At 68.5% G+C, this 14,805-nt stretch carries 10 protein-coding genes; 5 read left to right on the forward strand and 5 right to left on the reverse strand.

Features of this window, described 5'->3' with window-relative positions:
• The first annotated feature begins 129 nt into the window (after positions 1–129).
• Together AC07PV_RS13895 and AC07PV_RS13900 are read left to right on the forward strand one after the other, a co-directional pair.
• On the forward strand, positions 130–3,780 hold the full coding sequence (locus tag AC07PV_RS13895) for a hybrid sensor histidine kinase/response regulator (protein WP_494630502.1): 3,651 nt from the start codon (positions 130–132) through the stop codon (positions 3,778–3,780).
• Positions 3,777–4,814 carry a response regulator gene (locus AC07PV_RS13900; protein WP_218341492.1) on the forward strand — a complete coding sequence of 346 codons (1,038 nt, stop codon included), beginning with the start codon at positions 3,777–3,779 and terminating at the stop codon, positions 4,812–4,814. The genes AC07PV_RS13895 and AC07PV_RS13900 overlap by 4 nt, the downstream gene beginning before the upstream one ends.
• A gap of 111 nt (positions 4,815–4,925) precedes the next feature.
• On the opposite strand, the gene AC07PV_RS13905 is transcribed toward AC07PV_RS13900, so the two are convergent.
• Together AC07PV_RS13905 and AC07PV_RS13910 are read right to left on the reverse strand one after the other, a co-directional pair.
• A complete protein-coding gene (locus AC07PV_RS13905; RefSeq protein ID WP_218293574.1) occupies positions 4,926–5,252 on the reverse strand; it encodes a plasmid stabilization protein in 327 nt (108 codons plus the stop codon).
• A gap of 266 nt (positions 5,253–5,518) precedes the next feature.
• Positions 5,519–6,205 carry a DUF3334 family protein gene (locus tag AC07PV_RS13910; protein WP_218293575.1) on the reverse strand — a complete coding sequence of 229 codons (687 nt, stop codon included), beginning with the start codon at positions 6,203–6,205 and terminating at the stop codon, positions 5,519–5,521.
• A gap of 216 nt (positions 6,206–6,421) precedes the next feature.
• Between AC07PV_RS13910 and AC07PV_RS13915 the strand changes: the two genes are divergently transcribed.
• Positions 6,422–7,603, forward strand: a complete 1,182-nt coding sequence (locus tag AC07PV_RS13915) for an S-methyl thiohydantoin desulfurase domain-containing protein (protein ID WP_494630504.1) — start codon at positions 6,422–6,424, stop codon at positions 7,601–7,603.
• A gap of 80 nt (positions 7,604–7,683) precedes the next feature.
• Positions 7,684–8,736, forward strand: coding sequence for a GGDEF domain-containing protein (locus AC07PV_RS13920; protein ID WP_218293577.1), 1,053 nt, complete (start codon positions 7,684–7,686; stop codon positions 8,734–8,736).
• Between the two features lie 17 nt (positions 8,737–8,753).
• On the opposite strand, the gene AC07PV_RS13925 is transcribed toward AC07PV_RS13920, so the two are convergent.
• The 3 genes from AC07PV_RS13925 to AC07PV_RS13935 all read right to left on the reverse strand — a co-directional run bounded on the left by AC07PV_RS13925 (position 8,754) and on the right by AC07PV_RS13935 (position 13,040).
• Positions 8,754–10,055: a UDP-N-acetylglucosamine 1-carboxyvinyltransferase gene (locus AC07PV_RS13925; protein WP_494630505.1), complete on the reverse strand. Its 1,302-nt coding sequence runs from the start codon at positions 10,053–10,055 to the stop codon at positions 8,754–8,756.
• A 232-nt stretch (positions 10,056–10,287) separates the two neighbouring features.
• The gene (locus tag AC07PV_RS13930) at positions 10,288–10,749 is read right to left on the reverse strand and encodes a (2Fe-2S)-binding protein (protein WP_494630506.1); all 462 of its coding nucleotides are present in this window, start codon (positions 10,747–10,749) and stop codon (positions 10,288–10,290) included.
• 20 nt (positions 10,750–10,769) lie between these two features.
• Complete coding sequence (locus AC07PV_RS13935; RefSeq protein ID WP_494630508.1) at positions 10,770–13,040, reverse strand: xanthine dehydrogenase family protein molybdopterin-binding subunit; 2,271 nt, start codon at positions 13,038–13,040, stop codon at positions 10,770–10,772.
• Between the two features lie 392 nt (positions 13,041–13,432).
• Here AC07PV_RS13935 and urtA point away from each other — a divergent pair, with 392 nt between their 5' ends.
• Positions 13,433–14,704, forward strand: coding sequence for an urea ABC transporter substrate-binding protein (gene urtA, locus AC07PV_RS13940; protein ID WP_218293581.1), 1,272 nt, complete (start codon positions 13,433–13,435; stop codon positions 14,702–14,704).
• Positions 14,705–14,805 lie beyond the last annotated feature (101 nt).

Here is a 14,805-nt window from a genome sequence, read left to right on the forward strand (position 1 = left end):
GGGGTGATCTGGCGAGAGCTGTTCCATCATAGGCAGCAAGCCCCGTGCCCGCCATACGTCATCTGGCGCACGTCCCCAGGTGCAGTGGCATGGAAACTGCACCTGAAGGGGTGACCGCCGCCATTGCCCATGCCTTCCCACACCGCCTCCATCGCCCCTGCTGACGCCACCCCGCTGCAGCCGACAGAGCCCGGCATGGCTGCACACGAGCCCCAGCAGGCCCCGCAGCAGGTCGTCAAGGTCCGGCGCGACTACAACAGCTGGGTGGCCACCGAGACCATGGAGGACTACGCGCTGCGCTACACGCCCCAGCGCTTTCGCAAGTGGTCCGAATGGCGCGTGGCCAACACGGCTTTCGGTGCGGCGTCGTTCCTGATCCTGGAGGCCGTGGGCGCGACGCTGCTGGTGCAGTACGGCTTCATCAACGCCTTCTGGGCCATCGTGGCCACGGGGCTCATCATCTTCCTGGCGGGGCTGCCCATCAGCGTGTATGCGGCGCGCTATGGGGTGGACATGGACCTGCTCACGCGCGGCGCGGGCTTTGGCTACATCGGCTCCACGCTCACCTCGCTGATCTACGCCAGCTTCACCTTCATCTTCTTCGCGCTCGAAGCCGCCGTGATGGCCTATGCGCTGGAGCTGGCGCTCGACATCCCGCCCACCTGGGGCTACCTCATCTGCGCCATCGTGGTGATTCCGCTCGTCACCCACGGTGTGTCGGCCATCAGCCGCCTGCAGGTGTGGACGCAGCCGCTGTGGCTGGTGATGCTGGTGGTGCCGTTCGCCTATGTGCTGGTGCGCGATCCTGGTGCATTTTCCGGGGTTGTGCACTACGGCGGTGAATCGATGCGCGGTGCCACGTTCCAGTTGCCCTTGTTTGGTGCGGCGCTCACGGTGGGCATTGCGCTCATCACCCAGATGGGGGAGCAGGCCGACTACCTGCGCTTCATGCCCGCCAGCACGCCCGCCACGCGCGGGCGCTGGTGGCTGGGCGTGCTGGTGGGCGGACCGGGCTGGGTGGTGCTGGGGGTGCTCAAGATGCTGGGCGGTGCGCTGCTCGCCTACCTGGCGCTCACCCACATGGTGCCGGCCGACCGGGCGGTGGACCCGAACCAGATGTACCTGGCCGCGTACGAATATGTGTTCCCCCACTACGGCTGGGCGGTGGCGGCCACGGCGTTGTTCGTGGTGGTCTCGCAGCTCAAGATCAATGTGACCAATGCCTACGCGGGCTCGCTGGCGTGGTCCAACTTCTTCTCGCGCCTCACGCACAGCCACCCGGGGCGCGTGGTGTGGGTGGTGTTCAACACGCTGATCGCCTTCATGCTGATGGAGATGAACGTGTTCCGCGCCATGGGCGAGGTGCTGGGGCTGTACTCCAACATCGCCATCGCCTGGATCATGTCCGTGGTGGCCGATCTCGTCATCAACAAGCCGCTGGGGCTGTCGCCCAAGGGCATCGAGTTCAAGCGCGCGCACCTGTACGACATCAACCCGGTGGGCGTGGGCTCGATGGCGCTCGCGTCCATCCTGTCCATCAGCGCGCACCTGGGGTTGTTCGGCCCACTGCCGCAGGCGTTCTCGGCCGTGATCGCGATGGCTGTCGCGTTTGTCACCGCACCGCTCATTGCCTGGGCCACCGGGGGGCGCTATTACATCGCGCGCCAGTCCGAGCCCGCTGCGCTGGCCGACGTGGTGGCGGTACCCCTGCACGGCCCGGTGGGCCGCAAGGCCGGCGGCGGAATGGATGCGGCCCTGGGCAGCTACGTGCGCTACACCGTGCAGCGCTGCGTGATCTGCGAGCGCGAATACGAAGCGCCCGACATGGCCCAGTGCCCCGCCTACCGGGGCGCCATCTGTTCGCTGTGCTGCACGCTGGACGCGCGCTGCGGCGACCTGTGCAAGCCCGACGCCAGCATGGCGGTGCAATGGTCTGCCGCCCTGCGCTGGGTGCTGCCGCGCGCCATGTGGCGCTACCTGGACACGGGCCTGGGCCACTTCCTGCTGCTGATGCTGGTGATCGCGCCGCTGCTGGCCTCCGTCATGGGGCTGCTGTACCACCAGGAGCTCAACACCATCGCCAATGCGATGACCGACACGGAAGTCCTGGCCGCCCCGGAGGTCGCGTTGCGCTCCGGCCTGCTCAAGGCCTACCTGGCGCTGCTGGTCATCTCGGGCATCGTGGCCTGGTGGCTGGTGCTGGCGCACAAGAGCCGCCAGGTGGCGCAGGAGGAATCCAACCGCCAGACGGGCCTCTTGGTGCGCGAGATCGAGCTGCACCGCCAGACCGACGAGGCCCTGCAGACCGCGCGCAGCGTGGCCGAGCAGGCGCGCCAGGTGGCCGAGGCGGCCCAGCGCGCGGCCGACCAGGCCAACCAGGCCAAGAGCCGCTACATCAGCGCCATCAGCCACGAGATCCGCACGCCGCTCAACTCCATCCTGGGCTACGCGCAGCTCATGGGCGAGGACGCGGGCGTGCCCCCGCACCGCAAGCAGGCGGTGCACGTGATCCGGCGGGGGGGCGAACACCTGCTCTCGCTCATCGAGGGCACGCTAGACATCGCGCGCATCGAATCCGGCAAGCTCACGCTGGATGTCACGCCCATGCGCTTTGCCGATGGCCTGCACGAAATGGCCAGCCTGTTCGAACTGCAGGCCGCCGCCAAGGGCCTGGCCTTCCAGTTCGATGTGCTGGGCGTCATTCCCGAGGTGGTTCGTGCCGACGAAAAGCGCCTGCGCCAGATCCTCATCAACCTGCTGGGCAACGCGGTCAAGTTCACGGCGCACGGCACCGTCACGCTGCGCGTGCGCTATGCGCGCGAGATGGCGCGCATCGAGGTGCAGGACACGGGGCCGGGCCTCGCGGCCGAGGAGATCGAGCGCATCTTCGAGCCCTTTGCGCGGGGCGGCTCGGGCGGTGGCAACACCGCGGCCGCGCCGGGCGCGGGTCTGGGCCTGACCATTGCCAAGATGCTCACCGCGCTCATGGGCGGCGAGCTGACGGTGGGCAGCACCCCCGGCGTAGGCTCGGTGTTCCACGTCAAGCTGTTCCTGCCTGAGGTGCATGGGGACGCGCTGGGCAAGACCGCGCCAGCGCCCGCCGCATTGGCCACTCGCACCCAGCGCGCGCGCAGGGGTTACGCGGGGGACCGCCGCCGCATCCTGGTGGTGGACAACGAAGAGCCCGACCGCGAGCTGCTGGTGCAACTGCTCGAACCCCTGGGCTTCGAGCTGCGCCAGGCCGCCAGCGGGCACGACGCGCTGGACCTGCTGGCCACGGGCTACCGGCCGCACGCGATCTTCATGGACCTGGCCATGCCGGGCATCGACGGGTGGGAGACCCTGCGGCGCGTGCGGCAGATGCACCTCGCGAACGTCCACTGCGCCATTGTGTCGGCCAATGCGTTCGACAAGGCGCTGGACAACGACGTGGACATCCGCCCCGAGGACTTCATCGTCAAGCCCGTGCGCCACACCGAGCTGCTGGACTGGCTGGAGCGCCGCCTGGGCCTGCAGTGGCAGCACGGCGAGGCCGACGCCGCCCCCGCCCCCGCCTTGCCCGCGGCAGCGGATGCGCCCCTCACGTACCCCGATGCCACCGCCCTGGCGGCCTTGGCCCAGGTGGTCGCGCTGGGCTACTACCGGGGCATCCTCAACACCCTGGACGACATCGAACGCGGCCAGCCCGCGCACGGCGCTTTTGTCGGCACCATGCGGCAGCTGGCCAGGCAGTTCCAGTTCGATGCCATGGGCCACATCCTGGAGCAGGCGCCACCGTGACGACCACCGCGACCCCACCCTCCCTGCCGGTGCATGCCGCGGCCCTAGATCGCGGCGACAGCGACGTGGTCCTGATCGTGGACGACGTGCCCGACAACCTGGCCGTGCTGCACGACGCGCTCGATGAATCGGGCTACACGGTGCTCGTGGCCACGCACGGCGAGGCCGCGTTGCAGCGCGCCGCGCAGGCATTGCCCGACATCGTGCTGCTCGACGCCATGATGCCCGGCATGGACGGCTTCGAGGTGGCGCGGCGCCTGAAGGCGTCGCCCGCCACCGCGCACATCCCCATCATCTTCATGACGGGCCTCACCGAGACCGAGCACCTGGTGGCCGCGCTGGAGGCGGGTGGCGTGGACTACGTGACCAAGCCCATCAAGCCGCGCGAGGTGATGGCCCGCATGGGCGTGCACCTGGGCGCGGCGCGCAGGGCGCGCCAGGACGCGAGCCAGGCCCGCGAGGCGCGCAATGCGCTCGATGCCTTCGGCTATGCCAGCATCACGGTGCGCGCGGTGGACGGCCGCATCGTGTGGCAGACCCCGCTGGCGCGCGAACTGCTGCAGGGCTACTTTGGCGAAGCCAGCCCCTGGGCGCCAGGGATCGTGCAGGCCTGGCTGCGCCGCCATGTGCTCGCCGAAAACGCGGCGGAGCTGCTGGCCCATGCGCTGGCCGAGCCGCCGCGCCTGGCCATCGAGCAGGGCGCGCGCCGCCTGACCTTCCGCCTGCACCAGCAGGCGGGCGACAGCGAAGGCGGGGGCGACTGGCTGATCGTCATGCGCGAGGTGTCGGACGCCAAGATCATCGAATCCATGAGCCTGTCCTTCAAGCTCACCGCGCGCGAGGCAGAGGTGCTGTACTGGGTGGTCAAGGGCAAGATCAACCGCGACATCGGCGACATCCTGGGCGCCAGCCCCGCCACGGTGAAGAAGCACCTCGAACGCGTGTTCGCCAAGCTGGGGGTGGAAACGCGCACGGCGGCGGCCGCCATGGCGATGAACCGCATCCGGCAGCTGCACCCGCAGTTCGAGGGCTGATTCTTCAGTATTTTGGGCTCCTGGCGCTTGTGGAATAAGCGCGGAAAGCTATCAATTTAATAGCTTTGGTGAGGCCTGGGCCTGCGGTGCGCAAGGCCGGCCGGGTGCCGCTCAGCGGCCCACCGCGCGTTCCAGCTCCTGCTTGTTCATCCTGGAGCGGCCCTCGATCCCCTTGCGCCGGGCCTCTTCGTACAGCTGGTCGCGCGTTCGGCCCTGTGCGCCCTGGTGGGACCGCTGGCCGCCGCGCACCGGGGCCGGGGTGTCGCGCAAGGTCTTGGGGTTGGCGGTCTTGCTTTCGCCGTGCTGGGCGCGTTCCTTGTTCACGGTGCGCGCGGCAATCTCTTCGGCCGTGTCCGTGCTCTTGCCGCGCTGTTTCAGGCTGGTCTTGATGTGTTCGTACTGGCGTTCGCGCTTGGCGCTCCACTGGGCTTGGGGCATGGCGGGCTCCTTCGATGGGTTGGCGGGCGGGGCAGCCAGGCTGGCCCCGCATCTGAGCCCAATCTATCCGGCGCGCGGCCCGCGTTCGTCAGCAGGCCCGGCATGCAGCTGTAGGACAGCGGACCTCCTCGCTGACAACGGCCAGGGCCGCCATGCCCCATGGTGGCGGTATGAAAAATGGCCGTGGCGCCCGATCGGCAAGCGCTGGTAGCTACTTTTTTGATAGCGAATGGCCTGCGGACCACGGGGCGGCCGCAGGGGCCGCGCTACATCCCCAGCGACTTGAGCAGCGCGTCCGTGTCGTCCTGCCCGGCGGGGGGAGGCGCGGGCACGGGGGGCGCGGCCTGCGACTGGGCCATCAGCGCATCCGGGTCCGGGGCCTCCTGCGCCTCGAAGTCGTAGAGCTTGATGAATTCGGTGCGGTCGATCGCCAGCTCCAGGTAGAAGATGTTGTTGTTGCTGGTGTAGAAGGTCACGCGCCGCGCCTCGGGCTTGTCCAGGTTGGCGTCCACGCTCAGCATCACCTGCTTGTTCAGCACCAGCATCTTGGGCTGGTTCTGGGTGATGTGGGTCTGCAGTTCGCGCCGCACCTTGCCGGTGAAGTCGCCCACCACCTGGTTCATGAGCTCGCCCATCACGTTGCTGACCTCGTCCGAGGTGTAGGAGGTGACCAGGTCGTCCTTGGACATGCCCATGTTCAGCAGGTAGTTGGCGTACAGCTCCATGGCCGCCGTGGCCGAGAAGTTGATGATCACCAGGCCCGAGAAGCCGCCATCGAACAGCACGAAGCAGCCGATGTCCGGCTTCAGGCAGGTCTTGCTGATGCGCTGCACCATGCCGGAGTAGTGGATCTGGCTGTGGGTGGCCACGTTCAGCACCCGGGTGACGGAGTTGCACAGGCTGATCAGCAGGTCTTCGGTGCCGTAGACGGAGTTTTTTTCAGGGTGGCTCATGGTGTGTGTGGATGGCGGACAGTCGAATTTCTGGCGCGGTGCGCTGGGCAGAGCATAGGCGAAGCCGCCGCGCGAAACCAGAGTGCTTTCCGCGCCATGGGCCGCGGCGCGGCCCGCTGCCTACCACGCTTTGGCCTTTGTTCCGCGCGGGATGGCGCGGGTTGACAACCGACCGGGCTGGCGTATCGTGCCAGCCATCCATGAGAGGGGCGAGAGATGGGTGTTTATTCCTACGGGCTGAACGAGTTCCAGTCGGTGGCGGACGGCGCGGCGGTGCTGGCCAGCGGCGGCGGTGGCAGTTACCACGACGCGTGCTCCATCCTGGAGGAGCTGGCCCGCCAGGGCTTCACGGGCACCGTCCAGGTGCAGGATTATGACGGGGCGACCAACGCCTGCGTGCTGGCCATCATGGGCTCGCCCGACGCGGCCGACAGCCTGACGCTGGCCGCCATCCAGAACTCCATCCGCAACACGGTGCAGGTGCTGGCGGACGCCACCGGGGCGTCGCCGGGGGCCTACATCCCGGTGGAGATCGGGCCCATCAACTCGCTGGTGCCGCTGATCGGCGCGGCCATGGGCGGGGGGGCGGTCTGGGTGGTCAACGGCGACGGCGCCGGGCGCGCGGTGCCCGAGCTGCCGCAGACCACGTTCACCGGCAATCCGCCGCTGGCTCCGTGCCCCGCGGCGCTGGCCAGCGATGCGGTCAGCCCCGCCGACATCGAATCCGCCGTGCTGGGCGCGAGCACGGCCGCGCGGGTGGAAGCGCTGGCCGGCGGCGTGGTGGGCGGCTTTGGCGGGTATTCCGGCATCGCGATGTGGCCCTCCAACGCGGGCAACGGCTTTGCGCTGTCGGGCAGCTACATCGCGGGCACGCTGGAGCAGGCGCGCGCGCTGGGGCAGTTCCTGCGGGACAGCGGCACGCCGCAGGCCACGGGCGCGGTGGCCGATGCCATCGCCCTCATCACGGGCCGGCCCGCCGCCGCCGTGGCGACCAACTTCTTCATCACCTCGGTCTCGCAGTCCACGTCCAGCGCATCGCTGGATTCGGGCATCATCCGCCTGGACAACACGCAGGATCCGCGCCAGAGCACGCAGACGCACTACCTGTACAACCTCAACGAGAACCTCATCATGTACTCGTCGTCGAGCGCGGTGCCCGACATCATTGCCCCGGACTCGATCTGCTACTACTCCGAAAGCACCGGGCGCGGGTTCTCCAATGCCAGCGACGATCTGGCGCTGTACTTCGATGCCGCCACCGGCCAGAGCACGGGCCGGATGGTGAGCGTGATCGCGGTGCAGACAGCGCCGCAGCTGTACGGCACGCCGGGCGTGGTGGCCTCGTTCGCGTCGCTGCTGCGCAACATCGGCTACGCGGGCGCCATGCCCCCGGCCTGACCATGCGCAGACAGACAGACAACCAGCCCACCAGCCAGCAACCGGCCGGGACACGGACAGCGCGATGAAGGCAAGCCGCCATGGGTGAAGCAGATCTGAACCGGGAGCGGCTGGAGCTGGCGCTGGAGGCCGCCGGGCTGGACCTGTGGGAGAACGACCTGGTGACCGGCAACGTCACCCGCAAGGCGACCAAGACCTTCCTCGAACTGGGCTTCACCGAGGAGGAGATCGTCTCGGGCGTGCAGGACATCTACGGCCTGTTCCATCCGGAGGACGTGGACAGTGTCCGGCAAGCCGTGGCCGACCACCTCTGCGGCGTCACGCCGCAGTACCGCTGCGAATTCCGCCTGCGCGCCAAGGGCGGCGACTGGGTCTGGTACGCGAACTATGGCCGCATCATGGACGGCCACAGCGACACGCCGGGCAAGCGGCTCATCGGGGTCACCTTCAACATCGACGACCGCAAGCGCAAGGAAGACGAGATCGCCCAGATCAACCGCCAGCTCGTGGAGCAGAACCGCCTGCTGCAGCAGCTCAATGCCGCGCTGGAGCTGCTGGCGGCCAACGATGCGCTCACGGGGCTGTCCAACCGCCGCACGCTGATGGAACTGGGCGCCAATGAATGCCAGCGGACCCAACGGTTTGGCCACCCGCTGTCGCTGCTGGTGGTGGACATCGACCTGTTCAAGCCCGTCAACGACGTGTGGGGGCACCTGGCGGGCGACCGCGTGATCTGCGCCGTGGCCCAGGCCTGTGCGTCACGCAAGCGCAGTGGCGTGGACATCGTGGCGCGTTTCGGGGGCGAGGAATTCGTCATCGTGCTGCCCGAGACCGATGGGGCCAGCGCCCAGCGCATGGCCGAATCGCTGCGCCACGACGTGTCGGCGATGAGCGTGCCCGTGAACGACGAAGGCGCCAGCATCTCGGTCACCGTGAGCATTGGCGTGGCCACGCTGCACCAGGGCTCGGGGCTGGATTTCGAGGAGCTGGTCAACCGCGCCGACAAGGCGCTGTACCGCGCCAAGGAGTCGGGGCGCAACACCGTGCACTGCGCGGATGCGCACCCCGCGCACGCCCGGGTGCATGTGCTGCCCAACCCGGGCGAGGCACCGGGCGGCGTGGTCGCAGCCTGAGGCCCGCGGGCCGCCGCTCACTCCTCGCTGGTCCACTCCACCTGCACGCCCAGGCTGCGCAGGTTCTCCACGAAGCGCGGGTGGGCGCGGCGGATGGGCGTGGCGTTGCGGATCTCGGAGCGCCCGGGCGTGCTCGCCGCCACCATGAACAGCGCGATCGCCACGCGGATGATGTAGGGGCTCTCGACCACGGCCGGGCTCAGGGGGTTGCCCCCGAAGGTGACCAGGCGGTGCGGGTCGGACTGGAACACGTGCGCGCCGAACTTCGACAGCTCGCCCGCCCAGCCCAGGGCCCCGTCGTACACCTTGTTCCAGAACAGCGCGTTGCCCTCGGCGCGCACGCCCAGGGCAATGAAGATGGGCAGCAGGTCCACCGGAAAATACGGCCAGGGCGCGGCCTCCACCTTGGTCAGCACATTGCTCGTGAAGGGCGTCTGCACCTTGAGCGGCCCGTCGCACGCCGCGCGCGACCAGCCGTCCTCGTGCGTGACGGTGACGCCGAACTTGGCGAAGGTGCGGTCGATGAGCGGAAAGTTCCCGGGCGCGCTGTTCTTCACCACCACGTCCCCGCCGGTGATCGCGCCCAGGGCGAGGAAGGTCGTGATCTCGTGGAAATCCTCGTCGAAACGGAACTCCCCGCCGCGCAGGGCCGTGCCGCCGTGCACGGTGATGCGCGAGGTGCCCATGCCCTCGATGCGCACGCCGATCATGGCCATGAAGCGGCAGAACTCCTGCACGTGCGGCTCCGACGCCGCGTTGGTCAGCACCGAGGTGCCCTCGGCCGTGGCGGCGCACAGCACGAAGTTCTCGGTGGTGGTCACCGATGCGTAGTCCAGCCAGTGGTGGTTGGCCTGCAGCCGGCCCGCGCTGCGGATCAGCAGCGAGCCCTCGGCCCGCTCGACGGCGCCCCCGAAGCGGCGGAACACCTCCACGTGCGGGTCGATCTCGCGCACGCCCAGCGTGCAGCCCTTGACGTTGTCCTCCAGCCGCGCCACGCCAAAGCGCGCGAGCAGCGGGGGCACCAGCATGATGGACGAGCGCATCTCCTCGGGCAGCCGGTGCTGCGCGGCATCGAACACCGTGGCGTGGTGGTGCAGTTCGAGCGTGCCGGTGGCGTGGTCCATGCGGACATCGCTGCCCAGGGTGCGGAAGATCTCCAGGATCTTGCGCACATCGGTGATGTCGGGCACGCCCAGGAGCTTGAGCGGCTCGTTGGTGAGCAGCGTGGCGCACAGCACGGGGAGCACCGCGTTCTTGTTGGCGGATGGCGTGATGCGGCCCCGGAGCGGGGTGCCGCCGTGGACGACGAGGTTGGACATGGGTGGAGCAGGGCTGAAGAAGGGGCCGGGCAGGCCGGGGGCCTGCGCGAGGTCGATACTCTAACTGGGTCTGGTTTTCCGTGGTGACGGAAGGCCTGAATGCTATGCAATTAATAGCATTCCGCGCTTGACAGGCGTGCGCGGGGGCCATTCCAGAGGGGTGGCATCCTGGCGCCCGCCTGGCGTCTGGCCCCCGGAGCTTGCCGCCATCCCCCGGGGCACGGGGCGGGCGTCACGCCTTTTCCGTGGCCGCCGCCTGGTGGATCGCCGCGCGAATCCGCTGGTAGGTGCCGCAGCGGCACGCGTTGCCCGACATCGCCGCGTCGATGTCCGCATCGCTGGGCCGTGGCGTCTTCTTCAGGAGCGCGCAGGCCGACATGAGCTGCCCGCTCTGGCAATAGCCGCACTGCGCCACGTCCAGCACCGTCCACGCGGTGCGCAGGGCGGTGGCCTCGGGGCCCTGCAGGCCCTCGATGGTGGTGATGTCGGCATCGCCCACGGCCGACAGGGGCGTGATGCAGGCGCGCACGGGCTCGCCGTTCAGGTGCACGGTGCAGGCGCCGCACAGCGCCATGCCGCAGCCGAACTTGGTGCCGTTCAGATGCAGCTCGCCGCGCAGCACCCACAGCAGGGGGGTGTCGGGTTCGGCGTGGACGGAGATGGCTTTGCCGTTGATGCGCAGGGTGGTGGGCATGGAGGGTTCCTTCAAGCCGGTCAGGCCAGTTTCAGGGGCAGGGCGCGCAGGCGCTGCCCGGTCAGGGCAAACAGCGCATTCGCCACAGCGGGCGCGATCGGCGGCACGCCGGGTTCGCCCACGCCTTCGGGCGGCTCGGCGCTGTCGATGATGTGGGTCTCCACGCGCGGGCAGTCGGCCATGCGCAGCAGCGGGTAGTCATGGAAGTTGCCCTGCTGCACCTGCCCGTCCTTGACCGTGACCTCGCCGTGCAGCGCCGCCGTGAGGCCGAACACCACGGCGCTTTCCATCTGCTGCGCGATCAGGTTGGGATTGATGGCGGCGCCGCAGTCGATCACGCACACCACGCGGTGCACGCGGATGGCCTTGTCGGCGCCCACCGACACCTCGGCCACCTGGGCCACGATGGAGCCGAACGACTGGTGCAGCGCCACGCCCCGCGCGCGCTGCCCGCCCGCCGCGCCTGGCGCCAGCGGCTTGCCCCAGTCCGCCAGCTCGGCCGCCTTGTGCAGCACCTTCAGGTGGCGCGGGTGTTTTTGCAGCAGCGCGGCGCGGAAGGCCACCGGGTCCTGCCTGGCCGCTGCGGCGGCCTCGTCCACAAAACTCTCCTTGAAGAACGCCTGGTGCGAATGCCCCACCGAGCGCCAGAAGCCCACGGGCAGGGGCACGTCGACCACCTCATGCGCGATGCGCGCATGGGGCCATTCGTAGGGCTGGTCGAAGGCACCTTCGGACGTGGTCTTGTCGGGGCCCGCGCCCGCCAGGCCAAAGGTGCGCACCAGCACCTGCGGCACGATGGCCTGGCCCACGGAGATGTTGTGCCACGCCACCAGTTGTCCCTGCGCATCAAACCCCGCCTTGAAGCGGGCCATGCAGGCGGGGCGGTAGAAGTCGTGCTGCGTGTCCTGCTCGCGGGTCCACAGCGTCTGCACCGGCGCGCCCCCGGCGGCCTGGGCGATGGCGGCGGCCTGGCCCACGTAGTCCACCTCCAGCCGCCGCCCAAAGCCGCCCCCCAGCAGCAGCTGGTGCACGGTCACTTTCTCTTCGTCGATGCCCAGCGCCTTGGCGGCTGCCCTGCGGGCCAGGCCCGGCACCTGGGTGGATGTCCACACGGTGGCGGCCCCGTCCTTGAATTGCACCGTGCAGTTGATGGGCTCCAGCGCCGCGTGGGCCAGGTAGGGCGCGCGGTAGTCCGCGGTGATGGTGCTGGCCGCGCCCTGCAGGGCCGCATCCACGTCGCCCGTGCTGTGGTAGCCAAAGCCCTTGGCCTGGTCCAGCGCCTGCGCCATGCGCGCCATCACGGCGTCGCTCGACAGCGTGGCGGCGGGGCCGTGGTCCCATTCCACGGTGACCGCCGCGGCGGCCTTCCTGGCGTGCCAGGGCGTGTCGGCGATCACGGCCACGGCGCCGGTGCCGCCGTGCAGGGGCGCCACGGCCAGCACGTGTTTCACGCCCGGCAGCTTCCGGGCGGCGGCTGCATCAAAGCGCGCCACCTTGCCGCCGCGCGTGGGGCACATCACCACGCTGGCATGCAGCAGGCCGGGTGGGTGGGCGTCGATGCCGTACACGGCCGAGCCATCCAGCTTGGAAGGCGCCTCGATGCGCGTGAGCGGCTTGCCGATGAGCTTGAACTGCGCGGGTTCCTTCAGCGTGACCTTGCCCCGCATGGGCTGCTGCGCGGCCAGGGCGGCCAGTTCGCCAAACGTGGCGCGCTGGCCGGCCACATGTTCCACCACGCCCGCGTTGGCCGTGCACTCCGCCGCCTGCACGTTCCATTGCGCGGCGGCGGCGCGGATCAGCAGGGCGCGCGCGTGGGCGCCGGCCTCGCGCATGGGCAGCCACAGGTCCTTGATGCTGCTCGATCCGCCCGTCATCATCACGCCCACCTCGCGCATGGTCTTGGCCGTGAGCCAGCCCGCCACGGCCTTCATCGAGCCGTCGTTGTCGGGGTGGAACGGCAGGCCGTCCACCACGGTGGCCAGGTTGTTGTAGATGTCATCGATGGGCGCCATCTCCAGCCGCACCTGTGCCCAGTCGGCATCCAGCTCTTCCGCCAGGATGGCGGCCAGGCCCGTGTGCGCGCCCTGGCCCATTTCGGATTTGGCCATCATCACCGTCACGGTGTTGTCGGCGCCCACCTTGAGCCAGCCGTTCAGCGCCGCCTGCCCGCTGGCGCTGGGCACCGGGTCGGCCGGGTGCAGGCGCTGGCGCGGCGGCATCACGCCCCAGCCAATGACCAGCGCGCCCGCTGTCGCGGCGCCACCGAGGAGCACTGTGCGTCGTTTCACCATGGGGTTGTTTCCTTCGTGGCGTAGGTGGGCTGGATGGGGGCATGCGAGCCCGGCGCATGGGGTGATGGTTCAAATATCGTAAACCTGCGACCGAGATTCCCCCGCCTTTCGGGGACTTGGCATTTTGAGTGTTTTTGGCCTTCAGCGCTTATCCATCAAGCGCTGGAAGCTATTAAATGCATAGCGTTTCGCCTACCCGACACAAGCTGGGTGAGCAGACCCTGGCGGCCTGCGGCCGGGCCACCGTGTACGCCACCCGGCGTATTTCCCAAGCCGGCCTCGCTCTCCAGAATCCATTCCATCGCCCGATCCGCCACGGCTCCACCACGGAGCCCGCCGGGCGAAGCGGTTTGATTGATTCACTGATTGAAACCACCACCGGAGAAGCACACATGCAACGTCGTTATTCCCTCAAGGCCCTTGCGGCCGTCGCTGCGCTCGCTGGCCTGTCTGCGCTGCCAGCCCACGCACAGGACACCATCAAGGTCGGCATCCTGCACAGCCTGTCGGGCACCATGGCCATTTCCGAGACCGTGTTGAAAGACACCGTGCTGATGGCCATCGACGAGATCAACGCCAAGGGCGGCGTGCTGGGCAAGAAGCTCGAGCCCGTGGTGGTGGACCCCGCCTCCAACTGGCCCCTGTTCGCCGAAAAGACCAAGCAGCTGCTGGGCCAGGACAAGGTCTCGGTCATCTTCGGCTGCTGGACCTCGGTGTCGCGCAAGTCGGTGTTGCCGGTCGTGGAAGAAATGAACGGCCTGCTGTTCTACCCCGTGCAGTACGAAGGTGAAGAGCTGTCCAAGAACGTGTTCTACACCGGCGCCGCGCCCAACCAGCAGGCCATCCCCGCGGTGGACTACCTGATGAGCAAGGACGGCGGCAGCGCCAAGCGCTGGGTGCTGCTGGGCACCGACTACGTCTACCCCCGCACCACCAACAAGATCCTGCGCGCCTACCTCAAGTCCAAGGGCGTGAAGGACAGCGACATCGACGAGAAGTACACGCCGTTTGGTCACTCTGACTACCAGACCATCGTCGCCGACATCAAGAAGTTCAGCCAGGGCGGCAAGACGGCCGTGGTGTCCACCATCAACGGCGACTCCAACGTGCCCTTCTACAAGGAACTGGGCAACGCGGGCCTGAAGGCCAAGGACGTGCCGGTCGTCGCATTCAGCGTGGGCGAGGAAGAACTGCGCGGCGTGGACACCAAGCCGCTGGTGGGCCACCTGGCCGCCTGGAACTACTTCCAGTCCATCAAGAGCCCGGCCAACACCGAGTTCATCAAGAAGTGGAGCGACTACGCCAAGGCCAAGGGCATTGCCGGCCACAAGGACAAGCCGCTCACCAACGACCCGATGGAAGCCACCTACATCGGCATCAACATGTGGAAGCAGGCTGTCGAGAAGGCCAAGAGCACGGATGTGGACAAGGTGATCGCCGCCATGGCCGGCCAGACCTTCAAGGCACCGTCGGGCATCGTCAGCAAGATGGACGAGAAGAACCATCACCTGCACAAGAGCGTGTTCATCGGCGAGATCAAGGCCGACGGCCAGTTCAACGTGGTGTGGAAGACGCCGGGCCCCGTGAAGGCCAAGCCATGGAGCCCGTACATCGAAGGCAACGACAAGAAGAAGGACGAGCCGGACGGCAAGTCGAAGCTGTGATCTCCCCCTGAGCGGCTACGCCGCTTCCCCCTCTCTCACGCTGCGCGTGGGAGGGGGACGCCGCCAGCGCGGCGGGGCGGCCCTTGCGCGGCAGCCCTGGT

It is taken from the genome of Acidovorax sp. GW821-FHT09A11 (assembly GCF_059418365.1).

Bases quoted from the DNA above. Each gene is read 5' to 3' on its own strand.
- AC07PV_RS13895 (WP_494630502.1), top strand. From the start codon at position 130: ATGCCTTCCCACACCGCCTCCATCGCCCCTGCTGACGCCACCCCGCTG.
- AC07PV_RS13905 (WP_218293574.1), bottom strand. From the start codon at position 5,252: ATGCCCCAAGCCCAGTGGAGCGCCAAGCGCGAACGCCAGTACGAACAC.
- AC07PV_RS13910 (WP_218293575.1), bottom strand. From the start codon at position 6,205: ATGAGCCACCCTGAAAAAAACTCCGTCTACGGCACCGAAGACCTGCTG.
- AC07PV_RS13915 (WP_494630504.1), top strand. From the start codon at position 6,422: ATGGGTGTTTATTCCTACGGGCTGAACGAGTTCCAGTCGGTGGCGGAC.
- AC07PV_RS13920 (WP_218293577.1), top strand. From the start codon at position 7,684: ATGGGTGAAGCAGATCTGAACCGGGAGCGGCTGGAGCTGGCGCTGGAG.
- AC07PV_RS13925 (WP_494630505.1), bottom strand. From the start codon at position 10,055: ATGTCCAACCTCGTCGTCCACGGCGGCACCCCGCTCCGGGGCCGCATC.
- AC07PV_RS13930 (WP_494630506.1), bottom strand. From the start codon at position 10,749: ATGCCCACCACCCTGCGCATCAACGGCAAAGCCATCTCCGTCCACGCC.
- AC07PV_RS13935 (WP_494630508.1), bottom strand. From the start codon at position 13,040: ATGGTGAAACGACGCACAGTGCTCCTCGGTGGCGCCGCGACAGCGGGC.
- urtA (WP_218293581.1), top strand. From the start codon at position 13,433: ATGCAACGTCGTTATTCCCTCAAGGCCCTTGCGGCCGTCGCTGCGCTC.